Raw genomic sequence first — 19,046 nt, 5'->3', positions numbered from 1 at the left:
TCGCGAGCCTTTAGCCGGCCAGTACCTTGTTCAAGGTGGCGATCAGGGTGTCTTCGTCCACAGGCTTGGTCAGGTAATCCTTGGCACCCTGGCGCGCGCCCCAGATTTTGTCGGTTTCCTGATCCTTGGTGGTGATGATGATGATCGGAATGCCGTTGGTTTCCGGCTCCTTGGACAGTTGGCGGGTAGCCTGGAAGCCGTTGAGGCCCGGCATCACGATGTCCATCAGCACGGCGTCGGGTTTTTCCTGACGGGCCAAGGCCACGCCGTCCGCGCCGTTTTCGGCCTTGAGCACCACGTGGCCGTGCTTTTCCAGCATGCCGGTGAGTTTGTACATTTCAGTCGGCGAATCGTCGACGATCAGAACGCGTGCCATGGTTTTCCCCACTACATTGGTCGGCGCCGGCCCTTGTGAGGCGGCGTCAGTGTGCTTGTTCTACTGCGGCAAACCCAGGCACGTAAGCCTTGATTGCGCCCAGCAGTTCTTCCTTGCTGAAAGGCTTGGTCAAAAACTGATCGACACCAACGATGCGCCCCTTGGCCTTGTCGAACAGGCCGTCTTTAGAAGACAGCATGATCACCGGGATCGACTTGAACGCCGGGTTGTTCTTCACCAGGGCGCAGGTCTGATAGCCATCCAGGCGCGGCATCATGATGTCGACAAAGATAATGTGCGGGTGATGATCAACAATCCGGGCCAGGGCATCGAAACCGTCGATAGCCGTGATCACATCGCAGCCCACGTTCTTCAACAGCGTCTCGGCGGTGCGGCGGATCGTTTTTGAATCATCGATCACCATCACTCTCAAGGCGTTGGAATGCTGTTCCATATCTGCTCTACCATCGCCACAGCGAATCGGTTTTCGGTGTGTACTGCCTGATGTTGCACAGGATGAGCGCCGCAAGCCTTGGAATTCAAGGGCTGCTGCGCCGTGGCAGTCTTTTTAGCACAGTCTCCGGGCGCAATCTATCGAGCAACCGGCCAGGTGGTTTTTCCTTGACCCACAACAGCCGCAGCGCCACTCTGACGCCACTTTTATGCGCCCTAATTTGCTAGAGGAAATCCCCCATGAGCGTTCGCGTCGGCATTGTCATGGACCCTATCGCCAGCATTTCCTATAAAAAGGACAGCTCGCTGGCCATGCTCCTGGCCGCCCAGGCCCGCGGCTGGACCCTGTTCTATATGGAGCAGCGCGATCTTTACCAGGGCGACGGCGAGGCCCGCGCGCGCATGCGCCCGCTGCAGGTGTTTGCCAACCCTGAGAAGTGGTTTGAGCTGGCAGACGAAATCGACAGCCCGCTGAGCGATCTGGACGTGATCCTGATGCGCAAAGACCCGCCGTTCGACATGGAATTCGTCTACTCCACCTATCTGCTGGAGCAGGCCGAGCGCGCCGGTGTACTGATCGTCAACAAGCCGCAGAGCCTGCGCGACTGCAATGAAAAGCTGTTCGCCACGCTGTTTCCGCAGTGCACGCCGCCGACCGTGGTCAGCCGCCGCGCCGACGTGCTGCGTGAATTCGCAGCCAAACACGGTGATGTGATCCTCAAACCGCTGGACGGCATGGGCGGCACGTCGATCTTCCGTCACCGCGCCGGTGACCCGAACCTGTCGGTGATCCTGGAAACCCTGACCGCGCTGGGCACCCAGCAGATCATGGGCCAGGCTTATATTCCGGCGATCAAGGATGGCGACAAGCGCATCCTGATGATCGACGGCGAACCGGTGGATTACTGCCTGGCGCGTATTCCGGCAGCCGGCGAGACCCGTGGCAACCTGGCGGCCGGTGGTCGCGGTGAAGCACGCCCGTTGTCGGACAAAGACCGTTGGATCGCCTCTCAGGTTGGCCCAACCCTGCGGGAAAAAGGCCTGCTATTTGTAGGACTAGACGTAATTGGTGAGAACCTCACCGAAATCAACGTCACCAGCCCGACCTGTATTCGCGAGATCGACAATGCATTTGGCACGAACATCGGCGAAATGCTGATGGCAGCCATTGCTGAAAAGCTGCAAGCAGCAAGCTCCAAGCCACAAGTTTAAAGCGCACCGCTTTTAGGCTTGCAGCTTGTAACTTGTCGCTTGAAGCTAGAAACCAACATTGCGTTATCATGCCGAACCCTGAAACACGCGATGTTGGTTTTTATGCCCTTCCCGTCCGATCTGCCCCCCGAACTCTCCCACAGCGGCGTGCGCCCGGCTGATCGGCTCGGATTTACCCTGTTCCTGGCCGCCTTGATCCACCTTGCCCTACTGCTCGGCCTGGGCTTCACCTACGTCGAGCCCAAGCAGATCAGCAAAACCCTGGAAATCACCCTCGCCACGTTCAAGAGCGAAAAGAAGCCCGAAAAGGCCGATTTTCTTGCCCAGGACAACCAGCAAGGCAGCGGCACCCTCGACAAGAAAGCCGTGCCCAAGACCACCGAAGTGGCGCCTTTCCAGGACAACAAGGTCAATAAAGTCACGCCCCCACCCGCCCCCAAGCCCGAGGTCAAGCAGGCCGCACCCAAGGCCGCCGTGACCACCGTTGCGCCCAAACCGCAAAAAGCTGCGACCCAGCGCGAGAAAGCCAAGACCGAACCTACGCCTGAGCCGGTGAAGCCTGCGCCGACGTTCGACAGTTCGCAGCTCTCTGACCAGATCTCCAGCCTCGAAGCGGAACTGGCCAATGAGCAACAGCTGTATGCCAAGCGCCCGCGCATCTACCGCCTGAATGCCGCGTCAACCATGCGCGACAAAGGCGCCTGGTATAAGGACGAGTGGCGCAAGAAGGTCGAGCGCATCGGTAACCTCAACTACCCGGATGAGGCGCGGCGTCAGCAGATTTACGGCAATTTGCGTCTTCTGGTGTCGATCAACCGCGACGGCTCGCTTTATGAAGTGCAGGTGCTGGAGTCCTCCGGCCAGCCACTGCTGGACCAGGCCGCCCAGCGCATCGTGCGCCTGGCTGCGCCTTTCGCGCCGTTTACCGGTGACTTGAACGACATCGACCGCCTGGAAATCATCCGCACCTGGAAGTTTGCCAGGGGCGATCGGCTGTCGAGCAACTGAGGATCGTTCCCCCTGTAGCGAGGGAGCTTGCTCCCGCTGGGCCGCGCAGCGGCCACAAAAATGGGACTGCTGCGCAGTCCAACGGGAGCAAGCTCCCTCGCCACAGGTACGAAGTACACCCTTTAATGCAGGATAAGGATCGTTCCCACGCTCTGCGTGGGAATGCATCTCAGGACGCTCCGCGTCCACTTTTAAGAGCGCGACGCGGAGTGATCACTAACTCCAGCTTGTCAGTTCGCCCCTCCAACGCCACACTAGTGGGCATGAAAAATGTCAGCCCGACCTACCTCAAGCACCAATTCCTGATCGCCATGCCCCATATGGCCGACCCGAACTTTGCGCAGACCTTGACCTACATCGTCGAGCACACGGCCAATGGTGCAATGGGGTTGGTGGTCAACCGCCCGCAAGAGCTGAACCTGGCCGATATCCTTGAGCAACTGCGCCCCGAGATCGACCCACCGGCGCGTTGCCAGGGCGTGCCGATCTACATCGGCGGGCCGGTGCAGACCGATCGTGGCTTTGTGCTGCACCCCACCGGGCCGAAGTTTCAGGCCACGGTAGACCTTGAAGGCGTGTCGCTGTCGACCTCCCAGGACGTGTTGTTTGCCATCGCCGACGGCGTCGGCCCCGAGCAAAGCGTGATCACCCTCGGCTATGCCGGTTGGGAAGCCGGGCAACTGGAAGCCGAACTGGCCAGCAATGCCTGGCTGACCTGCCCGTTTGACGCCGACATCCTGTTCAACACCGCCAGTGAGCTGCGCCTGGAAGCAGCTGCCGCCAAGCTTCGGGTCAACCTCAGCCTGCTGACCAGCCAGGCGGGGCACGCCTGATGGCTTTGCGCTTGATCCTCGGTTTTGACTACGGCACCAAACAGATCGGCGTAGCGGTCGGCCAGGTGATTACCGGCCAGGCCCGCGAGCTGTGTACCTTGAAAGCCCAGAACGGCGTGCCGGACTGGAACCAGGTCGAAGCCCTCATTAAAGAGTGGAAGCCCGATGCTGTGGTGGTCGGCCTGCCGTTGAACATGGACGGCACCCCCAGCGACATGTGCCTGCGCGCGGAAAAATTCGCCCGCCGCCTCAATGGCCGCTACAACCTGCCCTTCTATACCCACGATGAACGCCTGACCACCTTTGAAGCCAAGGGTGAGCGCCGCGACCGTGGCGGGCAAAAAGGCAGCTACCGCGACAACCCCGTGGACGCCATCGCCGCCGCCCTGTTGTTGCAGGGTTGGCTGGATGAAAACACTGCTTTATTTGAATCCTGACTGACGCGGCTTGCCGCGTCTTTTTACGTTTGAGCCCGGACCTTGTGCGCACCTCGCTGCGCAAGGCCTAGAAGGAGCCACCATGAGCCTGCCCAATCCCACCGAACTGATCAGCCAGATGGCGACGAACCTCACCGCCCATCTGCAACACCGCGCCATCAGCGAGCCGCGTTTTATCGGCATCCGCACTGGTGGTGTGTGGGTGGCCCAGGCGCTACTGGAAGAGCTGGGCAGCGATTCGCCGCTGGGCACCCTGGACGTGTCCTTTTACCGCGACGACTTCAGCCAGAATGGCCTGCACCCGCAAGTGCAGCCCTCGGCGCTGCCGTTTGAGGTCGAAGGCCAGCATCTGGTGCTGATCGACGACGTGCTGATGAGCGGCCGCACCATCCGCGCCGCCCTTAACGAGCTGTTCGACTACGGCCGCCCGGCCAGCGTGACCCTCGTATGCCTGCTGGACCTGGACGCCGGCGAATTGCCGATCAGCCCGGACGTGGTTGGCGCAACGCTGTCGCTGCAAGCCCATCAACGGGTAAAATTGTCCGGTCCCACGCCGCTCGAACTCGAACTGCAAGACCTTGCCCTTTAAACCGCCTTGTACAGAGTCCCCGCGATGACGCCTCTAGATGCCAAGCGCCCGCTGCAGCTCAATGCTCAGGGCCAGTTGCAACACTTCTTGTCCCTCGACGGTTTGCCCCGCGAACTGCTCACCGAAATCCTCGACACCGCCGACTCGTTCCTCGAAGTCGGTGGCCGGGCGGTGAAGAAAGTCCCGCTGCTGCGTGGCAAAACCATCTGCAATGTGTTCTTCGAGAACTCCACGCGCACCCGCACCACCTTTGAACTGGCGGCCCAGCGACTGTCGGCCGACGTGATCACACTGAACGTGTCCACCTCGTCGGCGAGCAAGGGCGAAACCCTGCTCGACACCCTGCGCAACCTGGAAGCCATGGCCGCCGACATGTTCGTGGTACGCCACGGCGACTCGGGCGCCGCGCATTTCATCGCCGAGCATGTGTGCCCGCAGGTGGCAATCATCAACGGCGGCGACGGCCGCCACGCCCACCCGACCCAGGGCATGCTGGACATGCTCACTATTCGTCGGCACAAGGGCAGCTTTGAAAACCTCTCGGTGGCCATCGTCGGCGACATCCTGCACTCGCGGGTGGCGCGCTCGAACATGCTGGCCCTGAAAACCCTCGGCTGCCCGGACATTCGCGTGATCGCGCCGAAAACCCTGCTGCCGATCGGCATCGAACAATACGGCGTGAAGGTCTACACCGACATGACCGAAGGCCTCAAGGATGTGGACGTGGTGATCATGCTGCGCCTGCAACGTGAGCGCATGTCCGGTGGCCTGCTGCCGAGCGAAGGCGAGTTCTACCGCCTGTTCGGCCTGACTACCGCGCGTTTGGCCGGCGCCAAGCCGGATGCCATCGTGATGCACCCAGGCCCGATCAACCGTGGCGTGGAGATTGAATCGGCAGTGGCCGATGGCCCGCAGTCGGTGATCCTCAACCAGGTAACTTATGGCATCGCCATCCGCATGGCCGTGTTGTCCATGGCCATGAGCGGGCAAACCGCGCAACGTCAATTCGAGCAGGAGAACGCCCAGTGAAGCTCAGCATTCTTGGCGCTCGCGTTATCGATCCGGCCAGCGGGCTGGATCAAGTCACCGACCTTCACCTGGAAGCCGGCAAGCTCATCGCCATTGGCGCCGCGCCCGCAGGCTTCAGCGCCAGCCAGAGTATCGATGCCAACGGCCTGGTGGCCGCGCCTGGCCTGGTGGACCTGAACGTCGCCCTGCGCGAGCCGGGTTACAGCCGCAAAGGCAGCATCGCCAGCGAAACCCGTGCGGCCGCAGCCGGTGGCGTCACCAGCCTGTGCTGCCCGCCACACACCAAGCCGATCCTGGACACTTCGGCGGTGACCGAGTTGATCCTCGACCGCGCCCGTGAAGCCGGTAATTGCAAAGTGTTCCCCATCGGCGCGCTGAGCAAAGGCCTGGAAGGCGAACAACTTGCCGAGCTGATCGCTCTGCGTGACGCCGGTTGCGTGGCGTTCGGCAACGGCCTGGAGAGTTTTCGCAGCACCCGCACGCTGTGTCGTGCGTTGGAATATGCGGCCACGTTCGATCTGACCGTGATCTTCCACTCCCAGGACCGCGACCTGGCCGAAGGCGGCCTGGCCCATGAAGGCGCCGTGGCCAGCTTCCTCGGCCTGCCGGGCATTCCGGAAACTGCCGAGACCGTGGCACTGGCCCGTGATCTGTTGTTGGTTGAGCAAAGCGGCGTACGCGCGCACTTCAGCCAACTCACCAGCGCACGTGGTGTGGCGTTGATCGCCCAGGCCCAGGCGCGCGGCCTGCCGGTGACGGCGGATGTCGCGCTGTATCAGCTGATTTTGACCGATGAGGCGTTGATCGACTTCTCCAGCCTGTATCACGTGCAGCCGCCGCTGCGCACGCTGGCCGACCGTGAGGGTTTGCGGGCGGCGGTGAAGTCGGGTGTGGTTTCGGCGATTTCCAGCCATCACCAGCCCCACGAACGGGATGCCAAGCTGGCACCGTTTGGCGCAACAGAGCCTGGAATCAGCAGCGTAGAGCTGTTGCTGCCATTGGCGATGACGTTGGTGGAAGACGGTTTGCTGGACTTGCCGACGCTGCTGGCGCGCCTGAGCGCTGGCCCTGCCGAGGCATTGCGCCTGCCAGCGGGCAAGTTGGCGGTGGGTTCGGCGGCGGATCTGGTGCTGTTTGACCCGGCCAGTTCCACGGTTGCCGGGGAACACTGGCTGTCCAAGGGCGAGAACTGCCCGTTCATCGGCCATAGCCTGCCGGCAACGGTGCGCTACACCTTGGTGGATGGGCGGATTACTTACCAGGCCTGATAGATCACACAGCTAGTGTAGGCACGGTCAATGTGGGAGCTGGCTTGCCTGCGATGCGGACACCTCGGTCTTTCATCCCTACCGAGGTGATGCTATCGCAGGCAAGCCAGCCCCCACATTTGCATCTCTACATGACTTAAGTGCTTTATCGTCCAGCACTGCGCTCGGCATTGCGGATCGAAATCTGCGTATTCAACGTCCAGAAGTCATACAGCACCCCGATCAGGAACAAACCGCCGGTCAGCAGGTAGATCAGGCCGGTGATCCATTTGCCCTGGTACATGCGGTGCAAGCCGAATACACCCAGGAACGCCAACAGAATCCAGGCCACGTTGTATTCGATCGGGCCGGCGGTAAAACGCAGGTCTGCTTCACGGTCCATGGCCGGGATCAGGAACAAGTCGATCAGCCAACCGATACCGAACAGGCCGAAGGTGAAAAACCAGATCGTCCCGGTCACGGGTTTGCCGTAATAGAAGCGATGCGCCCCGGTAAAACCAAAAATCCAAAGCAGGTAACCGATCACCTTGCTGTGGGTGTCTTGCTGCGTAACATCCTGTCGATAGGTGTTCATGGAGTACCTCTTTTGCCTCGATAGATAAATTTTTTCATTTTCTTTGTGACTTTTTTACGGGCGCCCGACGCACGGCAAATGGTATCTTCCCTCCCGCAAAGCCTTATGCCACCTGACTTCTGTAGGACAATAGCGGCAATTCGTCGCGTTTTTCCTGAGTTTGACCCCAGAGTTCAGTCGACAAACGGCCTGAGAACGACACAAAAAGCTGTTATAAAGTTGCGCGCAAACCTAAAAGAGCCACGCCTAATGCGACCATTTTTCAAGACATGGCTAACCATTTGCCTATTAATGCCACTGGCCGCCCACGCCACCAATCGTGAGCAACGTCTTCCTAACGTTAACGGTTTCACCCCTAAAGTTCACAGCACACCCAGCACTGCCAAGTCGGTAAAGCTGACCGTCAACCGCCCGACTCAAGTGAGCAAGGCCCACGGTAAAGCGATCCATACCCAACTGGCCGTCAACACCAAACAAAGCAGCAATGTCCTCAGCCGCGCCGTTAACGTGCTCGGTACTCCTTATCGTTGGGGCGGCAGCAGCCCAAGTAAAGGGTTCGACTGCAGCGGTTTGGTGAAATATGCGTTTAATGATGTAAAAGCGGTGGATTTGCCCCGCACCTCCAACGCCATGGCTGCCGGCCACGGCTTGAAGGTTGATCGCAAGGATTTAAAACCGGGCGACCTGTTGTTCTTCAAACTCAAGAGCCGCCAGGTCAACCACGTTGCCATCTACCTGGGCAACGACCGCTTTATCCACGCACCGCGCCGTGGCAAGTCGGTGAGCATCGACACACTGAAAAAGCCGTTCTGGGACAAGAACTACGTGATTGCCAAGCGTGTTCTGCCTAAAGAGCAGAATAACCTGCGGGTTGTTCAGCGCTGATCCCAGGCTGAATGCACTACAAAATGTGGGAGCTGGCTTGCCTGCGATAGCGAACTGCCAGGCGACATCTCTGTCGACTGGCACACCGTCATCGCAGGCAAGCCAGCTCCCACACTGATTTCATCGGCGTTCAGATATCTGTCGGCACCCGCGCCAGCCCCCGCGCATCCTCCCGGCTGATCAGCCCTGCGCTGACCAACGCCTTCAAGCTCATATCCAGCGTTTTCATCCCCAACGCCCCGCCGGTTTGAATCGCCGAGACCATCTGCGCCACCTTGTCCTCGCGGATCAGGTTACGGATGGCAGGCGTGCCCAGCATGATCTCGTGCGCCGCCACCCGGCCGCCGCCGAGCTTCTTGACCAGCACCTGGGACACCACCGCCTGCAACGACTCCGACAGCATGGCGCGCACCATGGCTTTTTCCCCCGCCGGGAACACGTCCACCAGCCGATCCACGCTCTTTGCCGCTGAGGTGGTGTGCAGCGTGCCCAATACCAAGTGCCCGGTCTCTGCGGCCGTCAACGCCAGGCGGATGGTTTCCAGGTCACGCAGCTCGCCCACCAGAATCACATCCGGGTCTTCACGCAGGGCCGAGCGCAGCGCCGCCGAAAAACTATGAGTGTCGCGGTGTACCTGGCGCTGGTTGATCAGGGCCATTTTCGGCCTGTGGATAAATTCGATCGGGTCTTCCAGCGTGAGGATGTGCTGGCGCCGGTGCTGGTTGAGGTGGTCGATCATCGCCGCCAGGGTCGTCGACTTGCCGGAGCCGGTCGCCCCGGTCACCAGTACCAGGCCACGCGGCAGCTGTGCGATACGGCGGAATACCTCACCTAACCCGAGGCTCTCCAGGCTTTGCACTTCGGTCGGGATGGTGCGAAACACCGCGCCCATTCCGCGATCCTGGCGGAACACATTCGCGCGGAACCGCGCCAGGCCCGGCAGCGCGAACGCAAAATCCGTTTCAAGAGATGTTTCGAAATCCTTTTGTTGGTGCTGGTTGAGCAAAGGGCTTAATAAGTCCGCAACTTGCGTAGGCGAAAGCACCGGCCCCTCCAATGGCCAGATTTCGCCATCGACACGCAGCATTGGCGCCAGGCCAGCCGATAAATGCAGGTCGGAGGCGCCACGGCGCACGCTGGCCGTCAGCAGTTCAGTGATATCCATAGGGCTTTCCATTTCCAGTAGAATGCCGCGGACTCCATATCCACGGGTGCATCTTGAATGTCGACGATAGCAGACAACATTGGCCAGGTTAGCCAGCGCATCCGCGCCGCGGCCCACGCCGTGCAACGTGACGAAAGCAGCATCCACCTGCTGGCCGTGAGCAAGACCAAACCTGCCCAGGCCGTGCGCGAAGCCTATGCCGCCGGCATGCGCGACTTTGGCGAGAACTACCTGCAGGAAGCCTTGGGCAAACAGGCTGAATTAACCGACCTGCCCTTGAGTTGGCACTTCATCGGCCCCATTCAATCGAACAAGACTCGTGCGATCGCCGAGCACTTCGCCTGGGTGCATTCCGTGGACCGCCTGAAAATCGCGCAACGCCTGTCTGAACAACGCCCGGCTGACCAGCCGCCGCTGAATATCTGCATTCAGGTGAATGTGAGTGGCGAAGCCAGCAAGTCCGGCTGTACACCCGCCGACCTGCCGGCCCTGGCCGCTGCAATCAGCGCCCTGCCGCGTTTGAAGCTGCGTGGCTTGATGGCGATCCCCGAGCCGACTGAAGATCGCGCTGCACAAGATGCAGCCTTCGCTGCGGTAAAAGACCTGCAAGCCAGCCTGAACCTGCCGCTGGACACACTTTCCATGGGCATGAGCCACGACCTTGAGTCGGCCATCGCCCAAGGGGCCACCTGGGTGCGGATCGGTACCGCCCTGTTTGGCGCCCGCGACTACGGCCAGCCGTAAAATGGCTGACATCCCTCTAAGTAAGGACCTGTCATGAGCAACACGCGTATAGCCTTTATCGGCGCCGGCAACATGGCGGCCAGCCTGATCGGCGGCCTGCGGGCCAAGGGCCTGGAAACCACGCAGATCCGCGCCAGCGACCCCGGCGCCGAGACCCGCACCCGCGTCAGCGCCGAGCACGGTATCGAAACCTTTGCCGATAACGCCGAGGCCATCCAGGGCGTCGACGTGATCGTGCTGGCGGTAAAACCGCAAGCCATGAAGGCCGTGTGCGAAAGCCTGCGCCCGAGCCTGCAACCGCACCAACTGGTGGTGTCGATCGCCGCCGGCATCACCTGCGCCAGCATGAACACCTGGCTCGGTGCCCAGCCGATCGTGCGTTGCATGCCCAACACTCCGGCACTGCTGCGCAAGGGCGTCAGCGGCTTGTACGCCACCTCCGAGGTGACTGCCGAGCAGCGCGACCAGGCTCAGGAACTGCTGTCTGCCGTGGGCCTGGCCGTGTGGCTGGAACAGGAGCAGCAGTTGGACGCGGTCACCGCCGTGTCCGGCAGCGGCCCGGCTTACTTCTTCCTGCTGATCGAAGCCATGACCGCCGCCGGCGTCAAACTCGGCCTGCCCCATGAAGTCGCCGAGCAACTGGCCGAGCAAACTGCTTTGGGCGCCGCGAACATGGCGGTCGACAGTGATGTAGACGCTGCCGAGTTGCGCCGTCGCGTGACCTCGCCAGGCGGTACCACGCAGGCCGCCATCGAATCCTTCCAGGCCGGGGGCTTTGAAGCCCTGGTGGAAAAAGCACTGGGTGCCGCAGCACACCGTTCAGCCGAGATGGCTGAGCAACTGGGCAAATAGTCATCCCTTACCAAGGTAATCAAACATGCTCGGAATCAATGACGCTGCCATTTTCATCATTCAGACCTTGGGCAGCCTGTACCTGCTGATCGTGCTGATGCGTTTTATCCTGCAACTGGTGCGGGCGAACTTCTACAACCCGCTGTGCCAATTCGTGGTCAAGGCCACCCAACCGCTGCTCAAGCCACTGCGCCGGGTAGTGCCGAGCATGTTCGGCCTGGACATGTCTTCGCTGGTACTGGCGCTGCTGCTGCAAATCCTGTTGTTTGTGGTGATCCTGATGCTCAACGGCTACCAGGCGTTCACCGTGCTGCTGTTGCCATGGGGCTTGATCGGGATCTTCTCGCTGTTTTTGAAGATCATTTTCTGGTCGATGATCATCAGCGTGATTCTGTCGTGGGTCGCACCCGGCAGCCGCAGCCCGGGTGCTGAGTTGGTAGCCCAGATCACCGAACCGGTGCTGGCACCGTTCCGTCGCCTGATCCCGAACCTGGGCGGCCTGGATATCTCGCCAATCTTCGCGTTTATCGCGATCCAGCTGCTGCAAAGCTGGGTGATTCCGCGCTTGGCCTACTATGCGTTCATGCCTAAAGAGCTGTTCGGCCTGATCTGATAGGTGGGAGCTGGCTTGCCTGCGATGCAGGCTCCTCGGTGTGTCAGTCTCACCTTGGTGATGCAATCGCAGGCAAGCCAGCTCCCACACAAGCCAGTGCTGATATCTGTATCTGCGTACTGGTGCGGGCCTTTGCTTGCCGCTGGGGTCACCGCTCTTTAGACTTACGCCTCATTTAAACGAGAGCAGGGTCGATGCCAGCTGCCTTCCCCCCCGATTCTGTTGGACTGGTCGTGCCCCAAGTGGCGCACTTCAGCGAACCGCTGGCCCTGGCCTGCGGCCGTTCGCTGCCTGCCTACGACCTGATCTATGAAACCTACGGCCAGTTGAACGCCACGGCGAGCAACGCCGTGCTGATCTGCCACGCCCTGTCCGGCCATCATCACGCCGCTGGCTTTCACAGTGCCGACGAGCGCAAGCCCGGCTGGTGGGACAGCTGCATCGGCCCCGGCAAGCCCATCGACACCAGCAAATTCTTTGTGGTCAGCCTGAACAACCTCGGCGGCTGCAATGGTTCCACCGGCCCGAGCAGCCTCAACCCGGAAACCGGCAAGCCGTTCGGCGCCGACTTCCCGGTGCTGACCGTGGAAGACTGGGTGCACAGCCAGGCGCGCCTTGCCGACTTGCTGGGCATCAACCAATGGGCCGCCGTGATCGGCGGCAGCCTGGGCGGCATGCAGGCGCTGCAATGGACCATCTCCTATCCGGATCGCGTGCGCCATTGCCTGGCCATCGCCTCGGCCCCAAAACTGTCGGCGCAGAACATCGCGTTCAACGAAGTGGCACGCCAGGCCATCCTCACCGACCCCGAGTTCCACGGCGGTTCGTTCCAGGAAGCCGGTGTGATCCCCAAACGCGGCTTGATGCTGGCGCGGATGGTCGGGCATATCACCTACCTGTCCGATGACTCCATGGGCGAAAAATTCGGCCGTGGGCTCAAGAGCGAAAAGCTCAACTACGACTTCCACAGTGTCGAGTTCCAGGTCGAAAGCTACCTGCGTTACCAGGGCGAGGAGTTCTCGGGGCGCTTCGACGCCAACACTTACTTGCTGATGACCAAGGCGCTGGATTACTTCGACCCGGCCGCCAACCACGACGACGACCTGGCGAAAACCTTCGAGCACGCCACGGCCAAGTTCTGCGTGATGTCATTCACCACCGATTGGCGCTTCTCGCCAGCGCGTTCGCGTGAACTGGTGGACGCCTTGATGGCCGCACGCAAAGACGTCTGCTACCTCGAGATCGATGCTCCGCAAGGCCATGACGCCTTCCTGATTCCGATCCCACGCTACCTGCAGGCTTTCAGCAACTACATGAACCGCATTACTTTGTGAGAACGCCATGAGAGCCGACCTGGAAATCATCCAAGACTGGATCCCCGCCGGCAGCCGCGTGCTCGACCTGGGCTGCGGTGATGGCGAACTGCTCAGCTGGCTGCGCGACAACAAGCAAGTCACCGGGTATGGCCTGGAAAACGACCCGGACAACATCGCCCAGTGCGTGGCCAAGGGCATCAACGTGATCGAGCAGGACCTGGACAAGGGCCTGGGCAACTTTGCCAGCAACAGTTTCGATATCGTGGTGATGACCCAGGCCCTGCAAGCGGTGCATTACCCGGACCGCATCCTCGACGAGATGCTGCGCGTGGGCCGCCAGTGCATCATTACCTTCCCCAACTTCGGCCACTGGCGCTGCCGCTGGTACCTGGCGACCAAGGGCCGGATGCCGGTCTCGGACTTCCTGCCATACACCTGGTACAACACGCCGAACATCCACTTCTGTACGTTTGAAGACTTCGAAGCCCTGTGCGGCGAGCGTGAAGCCAAGGTGATCAACCGCCTTGCCGTCGATCAACAGCACCGCCATGGGTGGGCGAGTAAGCTATGGCCTAATTTGTTGGGCGAAATTGGTATCTACCGGGTCAGCAGCCCTGGCCTGACCGACCACAAGATTGCCGTCTAATCATTATCAAGAGGCACGATCATGAGTCGTTTGGCTGTTTTTTTATTGACTGCATTGCTGGGCGCCAACGCCATGGCCGCCGATGTTATCGACCCTAATCGCACCAAAGAATTTGGTGATATCACCGTGCGTTACAACACCTTTACCTCCAGTTTCCTGCAACCCGAAACCGCTCAAGCGGTGGGCGTTGTACGCAGCAAGAACAAAGGGTTGATCAATGTGTCGGTGTTTAAAGGTGTGACGCCTGTGGTGGCGCAAGTCACCGGCACCATCAAGGACTTGAGCGGCAAGAGCGAAGTGCTGACGTTCAAGCAAATCACCGAGAAAAATGGGATCAGCTATCTCGCGCCTTACTCCGTAACTCAGCGCGAATACAAGACATTCACCATCAACGTTGAAACCGGCGGCAAAGCTCATAGTTTCCAATTCAACCAAGAACTGTTTCCGGCCAAAAAATGAATCTCACCCAACTCGTACTCGCCAGCCATAACGCCGGCAAACTCAAAGAACTCCAGGCCATGCTCGGCGACTCCGTGCAGCTGCGCTCGATCGGCGAGTTCAGCCAGGTCGAACCCGAAGAGACCGGCCTGTCGTTTGTCGAAAACGCCATCCTCAAGGCCCGCAATGCCGCACGCATCTCCGGCCTGCCGGCGCTGGCGGATGACTCGGGCCTGGCCGTGGATTTCCTTGGCGGCGCGCCTGGGATCTACTCGGCGCGGTATGCCGATGGCAAAGGCGATGCGGCCAACAACGCCAAACTGCTGGACGCCCTTAAGGACGTGCCGGACGCCGAGCGCGGTGCACAGTTCGTCTGCGTACTGGCGCTGGTACGCCACGCTGATGACCCGTTGCCGATTCTGTGCGAAGGCCTGTGGCACGGGCGCATCCTGCATGCCGCCAGTGGCGAGCATGGCTTTGGCTATGACCCGCTGTTCTGGGTGCCGGAGCGCAATGTCTCCAGCGCCGAACTGAGCCCGGCCGACAAGAACCAGATCAGCCACCGCGCCCGCGCAATGGATTTGCTGCGCCAACGCCTGAGCCTGAAATGACCCAAAACACCTCTGCGCAACCGCTGATCCACGGCGGCGCGCAAACGCCTCGGGCGGCATTGCCGGTGCTGCCGCCCCTGGCGCTGTACATCCACATCCCGTGGTGCGTGCGCAAATGCCCGTATTGCGACTTCAACTCCCACACCGCCAGCAAAGTGCTGCCGGAAGAAGAGTACGTAGACGCATTGCTGGCCGACCTTGATCAAGACCTGCATGCGGTTTACGGCCGTGAACTAAGCTCGATTTTCTTCGGTGGCGGCACGCCCAGCCTGTTCAGCGCCGCCGCGCTGGGTCGCCTGCTCAAGGGCGTGCAAGCCCGTATTCCGTTTGCCGGCGACATCGAAATCACCCTGGAAGCCAACCCCGGCACCTTCGAACAAGAGAAGTTCGTGGCGTACCGCAAGCTGGGGATCAATCGCCTGTCCATCGGCATCCAGAGCTTCCAGCAGCAAAAACTTGAGGCGCTGGGCCGCATCCATAACGGCGATGAAGCTGTGCGCGCCGCCGGCATGGCGCGCCAGGCCGGGTTCGATAACTTCAACCTGGACTTGATGCACGGCTTGCCCGATCAGTCATTGGACGATGCCCTGAGCGACTTGCGCCAGGCCATCGCGCTGAAGCCCACGCACTTGTCGTGGTATCAGCTGACGCTGGAACCCAACACCGTGTTCTGGAACCAGCCGCCCGCGCTGCCGGAAGACGACACGCTGTGGGACATTCAGGAAGCTGGCCAGGCACTGCTGGCCGAACACGGTTACGCGCAATATGAAGTGTCGGCCTATGCCCAACCGGGCCGCCCGGCACGGCATAACCTGAATTACTGGAGCTTCGGCGACTTTATCGGCATCGGCGCGGGCGCCCACGGCAAGCTCAGCCATCCGGACGGGCGCATCGTGCGCACCTGGAAAACCCGGGCGCCAAAGGACTACCTCAACCCGGCAAAAAGTTTCCAGGCCGGGGCGAAAGAACTGACCAATGAGGAGCTGCCGTTCGAGTTCCTGATGAACGCTTTGCGCCTCACCGAAGGCGTTGAATCCAAGCTGTACGCCGAACGCACCGGCCTCGACCTGGCCAGCCTCGACGAAGGCCGCCAGGAGGCAGAACAAAGTGGCTTAATGCAGGTCGAACCGTCACGCCTGGCGGCCACCGACCGTGGGCAACTCTTTCTCAATGACCTGTTGCAGAAGTTTTTGAGCTGACGCTCTAAGGAAATCACATGGATTTGGTACTCGACCTGCTCGCCACCGTGTCCCGCTGGAGCCGTAGCAACCTGTCGGAAATCTCCCTGGCCCTTGTCGGTTGTTTGCTGGTGTTGTTTGGCGCGGATATCAAAGGCTGGATCGAAGGCCGCTTGGGCAGCATCGCCGGAGCATTGCGCGTACCGTTGATGGCGCTGGTATGCATGATCGGCAGCGGCGCAGCCTTGCTGTATGCCACGCCTTGGATTGTGCGGGGGCTGAGCCAGTTTAATAACTACAGTTTGGCGCCAGTGTTGGTGGTGGTGCTGGTGTTGATTGGCGTAGTCGCCGACCGCCGCTGATTCCAAAGCCCAACACAAAACAACTGTGGGAGCTGGCTTGCCTGCGATGCAGGCACCTCGGTGAATCTGTGATACTGAGGTGATGCTATCGCAGGCAAGCCAGCTCCCACAGTTGATTGCATTCCAAGCCGGCTATTGGCTTGTCAGTCAACCTTCTCGAACTTCAAATCCCAAACTCCATGCCCCAGTCGCTCGCCGCGGCGTTCAAACTTGGTGATCGGGCGCTCGGCCGGGCGTGGCACGCATTTACCGTCTTCGGCCAGGTTGCGGTAGCCGGGCGCTACGTCCATCACTTCCAGCATGTACTCGGCGTACGGCTCCCAGTCGGTGGCCATGTGCAGAATGCCACCGACTTTCAGCTTGCTGCGCACCAGCTCCGCGAAGGAAGCCTGAACGATGCGGCGCTTGTGGTGACGGCTCTTGTGCCAAGGGTCCGGGAAGAACAGCATCAGGCGGTCGAGGCTGTTGTCGGCGATGCAGCGGTTGAGTACTTCAATCGCGTCGCAGTCGTAGACTCGCAGGTTGGTCAGGCCTTGGGTCAACACGCCGTTAAGCAGCGCGCCGACACCTGGGCGGTGCACTTCCACACCGATGAAGTCCTGGTCCGGCGCGGCGGCGGCCATTTCCAGCAGGGAGTGACCCATGCCGAAACCGATTTCCAGGGAACGTGGGGCCGAGCGGCCGAACACCTGATCGTAGTCCACCGGCGCGTCGGCCAATGGCAACACGAACAGCGGCGTACCTTGCTCCAGGCCCTTTTGCTGGCCTTCGGTCATGCGGCCGGCGCGCATCACAAAACTCTTGATGCGGCGGTGCTTGGACTCGTCGCCTTCTTCCACGGGGTTCGGCGTTTCGTTTGATTCAGTCATCAATGGCTCTTACTTGATCAGACCATCCAGCGGCGAGGAGGCGCTGGCGTACAGTTTTTTCGGCATGCGACCGGCGAGGTACGCCAGGCGGCCCGCGACGATTGCGTGTTGCATGGCTTGGGCCATCATGACCGGCTGCTGGGCATGGGCGATGGCCGAGTTCATCAGCACCGCGTCACACCCCAGCTCCATGGCGATGGTGGCGTCGGAGGCAGTGCCCACGCCCGCATCCACCAGTACCGGGATTTTGGCTTCTTCAAGAATGATCTGCAGGTTGTACGGATTGCAGATGCCCAACCCGGAGCCGATCAGGCCAGCCAGCGGCATTACCGCGATGCAGCCAATTTCCGCCAGCTGGCGCGCGATGATCGGGTCATCACTGGTGTAGACCATCACGTCAAAGCCTTCCTTGACCAGGGTTTCGGCGGCCTTGAGGGTTTCGATCACGTTGGGGAACAGGGTTTTCTGGTCGGCCAGCACTTCCAGCTTCACCAGGTTGTGGCCGTCGAGCAGCTCACGGGCCAGGCGGCACGTGCGCACGGCTTCGATGGCGTCATAGCAACCGGCAGTGTTCGGCAGGAAGGTGTAGCGATCCGGCGACAACACTTCGAGCAGGTTCGGCTCGCCCTCGATCTGGCCGAGGTTGGTGCGACGCACGGCAAACGTCACGATCTCGGCACCCGAGGCTTCGATGGCCAGGCGCGTTTCTTCCATGTCGCGGTACTTGCCGGTGCCGACCAGCAGGCGGGACTGGTAGGTACGACCGGCCAGGACGAAAGGCTTGTCGCTACGAACGATGCTCATGGGAAATCCTCGAATTGGGGTGAGGTTCTGCAGAATGCGGGTTGGCGCCCTTGAGCGCCGGGCGGCTAGCCGCCGCCGATGGCGTGGACCACTTCGACCTGATCACCTTCGGTGAGCGCGGTTTCGGCGTGCTGGCTACGCGGGACGATATCCAGGTTGAGCTCTACTGCGACACGGCGTCCGGTCAGGTCCAGACGGGTCAGCAGGGCCGCAACGGTTTCACCGTCGGGCAGTTCAAAGGATTCGCCGTTCAACTGAATGCGCATGCCACGGGCCGCCATCGTTTTTAGGGGCCAGCATTCTAGCCCGATCAGCGTGGCTGACCCAAGTCCCTTGGTCAGGCGACCTGTAGACGCCACGCAGTCAAACCAAGGAAGAACCAGCCGAGCAGGAAGGCCAGCCCCCCAAACGGCGTGATGATGCCCAGCTTGCTGATGCCCGTGAGAGTCAGCGCATACAGACTGCCCGAGAACAGCAGGATGCCGACGGTAAAGGAGATGCCCGCCCAACTGACCAGTCGGCCAGGAATATGCGCGGCCAGCAACGCCACGCCGAACAGCGCCAGGGCGTGCACCAACTGATAGGTGACGCCCGTATGGAAGATCGCCAGGTACTCGGCGCTCAGGCGGTTTTTCAGGCCGTGGGCGGCAAAGGCGCCCAGGGCGACGCCGGTAAAGCCGAAAAAGGCAGCCAGCATCAGAAAGCTACGCAGCATGAGGAACTCCAGTCAGACTCGAGGGGCAGGGTCTGTATAATGGCCCGCTCAACGGGTTCGGCCAAGCCA

The 19,046-nt window shown here is 60.8% G+C and carries 25 protein-coding genes; 17 read left to right on the top strand and 8 right to left on the bottom strand.

Annotation, left to right across the window (positions count from 1 at the left end; genetic code table 11):
• Window positions 1–10: 10 nt before the first annotated feature.
• Window positions 11–376, bottom strand: a complete 366-nt coding sequence (gene pilH / locus ACQY47_RS16555) for a twitching motility response regulator PilH (protein ID WP_017139442.1) — start codon at window positions 374–376, stop codon at window positions 11–13.
• A 46-nt stretch (window positions 377–422) separates the two neighbouring features.
• Window positions 423–830 carry a twitching motility response regulator PilG gene (gene pilG / locus ACQY47_RS16550; protein ID WP_010564379.1) on the bottom strand — a complete coding sequence of 136 codons (408 nt, stop codon included), beginning with the start codon at window positions 828–830 and terminating at the stop codon, window positions 423–425.
• 239 nt (window positions 831–1,069) lie between these two features.
• On the opposite strand from pilG, the gene gshB reads away from it, so the two are divergent.
• From gshB to ACQY47_RS16515, 7 genes are all read left to right on the top strand, one after another.
• A complete protein-coding gene (gshB, locus tag ACQY47_RS16545) occupies window positions 1,070–2,041 on the top strand; it encodes a glutathione synthase (RefSeq protein WP_428550327.1) in 972 nt (323 codons plus the stop codon).
• Between the two features lie 102 nt (window positions 2,042–2,143).
• Window positions 2,144–3,049 (top strand): TonB family protein, encoded by a 906-nt coding sequence (locus tag ACQY47_RS16540; RefSeq protein WP_428550324.1) that lies wholly within the window; start codon window positions 2,144–2,146, stop codon window positions 3,047–3,049.
• A gap of 263 nt (window positions 3,050–3,312) precedes the next feature.
• Window positions 3,313–3,882 carry a YqgE/AlgH family protein gene (locus ACQY47_RS16535; RefSeq protein ID WP_017139445.1) on the top strand — a complete coding sequence of 190 codons (570 nt, stop codon included), beginning with the start codon at window positions 3,313–3,315 and terminating at the stop codon, window positions 3,880–3,882.
• On the top strand, window positions 3,882–4,319 hold the full coding sequence (gene ruvX, locus ACQY47_RS16530; protein ID WP_003195067.1) for a Holliday junction resolvase RuvX: 438 nt from the start codon (window positions 3,882–3,884) through the stop codon (window positions 4,317–4,319). Before ACQY47_RS16535 ends, ruvX begins: the two co-directional genes overlap by 1 nt.
• An 82-nt stretch (window positions 4,320–4,401) precedes the next feature.
• The gene (pyrR, locus tag ACQY47_RS16525; RefSeq protein WP_170036805.1) at window positions 4,402–4,908 is read left to right on the top strand and encodes a bifunctional pyr operon transcriptional regulator/uracil phosphoribosyltransferase PyrR; all 507 of its coding nucleotides are present in this window, start codon (window positions 4,402–4,404) and stop codon (window positions 4,906–4,908) included.
• Between the two features lie 24 nt (window positions 4,909–4,932).
• A complete protein-coding gene (locus ACQY47_RS16520; RefSeq protein ID WP_056857699.1) occupies window positions 4,933–5,937 on the top strand; it encodes an aspartate carbamoyltransferase catalytic subunit in 1,005 nt (334 codons plus the stop codon).
• Window positions 5,934–7,205: a dihydroorotase gene (locus tag ACQY47_RS16515; RefSeq protein WP_099550338.1), complete on the top strand. Its 1,272-nt coding sequence runs from the start codon at window positions 5,934–5,936 to the stop codon at window positions 7,203–7,205. The genes ACQY47_RS16520 and ACQY47_RS16515 overlap by 4 nt, the downstream gene beginning before the upstream one ends.
• Before the next feature lie 145 nt (window positions 7,206–7,350).
• Here the strand turns inward: ACQY47_RS16515 and ACQY47_RS16510 are convergent, their stop codons facing one another.
• Window positions 7,351–7,779 (bottom strand): NINE protein, encoded by a 429-nt coding sequence (locus ACQY47_RS16510; protein ID WP_138454259.1) that lies wholly within the window; start codon window positions 7,777–7,779, stop codon window positions 7,351–7,353.
• A gap of 249 nt (window positions 7,780–8,028) precedes the next feature.
• On the opposite strand from ACQY47_RS16510, the gene ACQY47_RS16505 reads away from it, so the two are divergent.
• On the top strand, window positions 8,029–8,664 hold the full coding sequence (locus tag ACQY47_RS16505) for a C40 family peptidase (protein ID WP_017139450.1): 636 nt from the start codon (window positions 8,029–8,031) through the stop codon (window positions 8,662–8,664).
• A 130-nt stretch (window positions 8,665–8,794) separates the two neighbouring features.
• Here ACQY47_RS16505 and ACQY47_RS16500 read toward each other — a convergent pair whose 3' ends face one another.
• Window positions 8,795–9,829 carry a type IV pilus twitching motility protein PilT gene (locus ACQY47_RS16500; RefSeq protein ID WP_017139451.1) on the bottom strand — a complete coding sequence of 345 codons (1,035 nt, stop codon included), beginning with the start codon at window positions 9,827–9,829 and terminating at the stop codon, window positions 8,795–8,797.
• Between the two features lie 57 nt (window positions 9,830–9,886).
• On the opposite strand from ACQY47_RS16500, the gene ACQY47_RS16495 reads away from it, so the two are divergent.
• The 9 genes from ACQY47_RS16495 (at window position 9,887) to ACQY47_RS16455 (ending at window position 16,589) form a co-directional block, all read left to right on the top strand.
• Window positions 9,887–10,573, top strand: a complete 687-nt coding sequence (locus ACQY47_RS16495) for a YggS family pyridoxal phosphate-dependent enzyme (protein WP_428550315.1) — start codon at window positions 9,887–9,889, stop codon at window positions 10,571–10,573.
• A 33-nt stretch (window positions 10,574–10,606) separates the two neighbouring features.
• Window positions 10,607–11,425: a pyrroline-5-carboxylate reductase gene (gene proC, locus ACQY47_RS16490; RefSeq protein ID WP_017139453.1), complete on the top strand. Its 819-nt coding sequence runs from the start codon at window positions 10,607–10,609 to the stop codon at window positions 11,423–11,425.
• Window positions 11,426–11,450: 25 nt separating this feature from the next.
• Window positions 11,451–12,038: a YggT family protein gene (locus tag ACQY47_RS16485; protein ID WP_017139454.1), complete on the top strand. Its 588-nt coding sequence runs from the start codon at window positions 11,451–11,453 to the stop codon at window positions 12,036–12,038.
• Between the two features lie 194 nt (window positions 12,039–12,232).
• Complete coding sequence (metX, locus tag ACQY47_RS16480; RefSeq protein ID WP_017139455.1) at window positions 12,233–13,372, top strand: homoserine O-succinyltransferase MetX; 1,140 nt, start codon at window positions 12,233–12,235, stop codon at window positions 13,370–13,372.
• Between the two features lie 7 nt (window positions 13,373–13,379).
• Entirely contained in the window at window positions 13,380–14,000 is a 621-nt protein-coding gene (metW, locus tag ACQY47_RS16475; protein WP_016972957.1) for a methionine biosynthesis protein MetW, read from the top strand.
• Between the two features lie 21 nt (window positions 14,001–14,021).
• Window positions 14,022–14,459 (top strand): DUF4426 domain-containing protein, encoded by a 438-nt coding sequence (locus ACQY47_RS16470; protein WP_428550309.1) that lies wholly within the window; start codon window positions 14,022–14,024, stop codon window positions 14,457–14,459.
• Complete coding sequence (gene rdgB / locus ACQY47_RS16465; protein ID WP_071490376.1) at window positions 14,456–15,049, top strand: RdgB/HAM1 family non-canonical purine NTP pyrophosphatase; 594 nt, start codon at window positions 14,456–14,458, stop codon at window positions 15,047–15,049. Before ACQY47_RS16470 ends, rdgB begins: the two co-directional genes overlap by 4 nt.
• A complete protein-coding gene (gene hemW / locus ACQY47_RS16460; protein WP_428550305.1) occupies window positions 15,046–16,248 on the top strand; it encodes a radical SAM family heme chaperone HemW in 1,203 nt (400 codons plus the stop codon). Before rdgB ends, hemW begins: the two co-directional genes overlap by 4 nt.
• A gap of 17 nt (window positions 16,249–16,265) precedes the next feature.
• Window positions 16,266–16,589, top strand: a complete 324-nt coding sequence (locus ACQY47_RS16455) for a DUF3392 domain-containing protein (protein ID WP_017139459.1) — start codon at window positions 16,266–16,268, stop codon at window positions 16,587–16,589.
• Between the two features lie 143 nt (window positions 16,590–16,732).
• Here the strand turns inward: ACQY47_RS16455 and trmB are convergent, their stop codons facing one another.
• The 4 genes from trmB to ACQY47_RS16435 all read right to left on the bottom strand — a co-directional run bounded on the left by trmB (window position 16,733) and on the right by ACQY47_RS16435 (window position 18,977).
• Window positions 16,733–17,458 carry a tRNA (guanosine(46)-N7)-methyltransferase TrmB gene (gene trmB, locus ACQY47_RS16450; protein ID WP_056857689.1) on the bottom strand — a complete coding sequence of 242 codons (726 nt, stop codon included), beginning with the start codon at window positions 17,456–17,458 and terminating at the stop codon, window positions 16,733–16,735.
• Between the two features lie 9 nt (window positions 17,459–17,467).
• Window positions 17,468–18,262 carry a thiazole synthase gene (locus tag ACQY47_RS16445; protein ID WP_105521099.1) on the bottom strand — a complete coding sequence of 265 codons (795 nt, stop codon included), beginning with the start codon at window positions 18,260–18,262 and terminating at the stop codon, window positions 17,468–17,470.
• Between the two features lie 65 nt (window positions 18,263–18,327).
• Window positions 18,328–18,528, bottom strand: a complete 201-nt coding sequence (gene thiS, locus ACQY47_RS16440; protein ID WP_032865944.1) for a sulfur carrier protein ThiS — start codon at window positions 18,526–18,528, stop codon at window positions 18,328–18,330.
• 71 nt (window positions 18,529–18,599) lie between these two features.
• Window positions 18,600–18,977 carry a DUF423 domain-containing protein gene (locus tag ACQY47_RS16435; RefSeq protein ID WP_056857688.1) on the bottom strand — a complete coding sequence of 126 codons (378 nt, stop codon included), beginning with the start codon at window positions 18,975–18,977 and terminating at the stop codon, window positions 18,600–18,602.
• Between the last annotated feature and the right edge of the window lie 69 nt (window positions 18,978–19,046).

The sequence above is a fragment of the Pseudomonas edaphica genome (assembly GCF_965277385.1).
Lineage (GTDB): Bacteria > Pseudomonadota > Gammaproteobacteria > Pseudomonadales > Pseudomonadaceae > Aquipseudomonas > Aquipseudomonas edaphica.
Note: the sequence above shows the minus strand (reverse complement) of the source record. Positions and strands in the feature narration are given on the sequence as shown.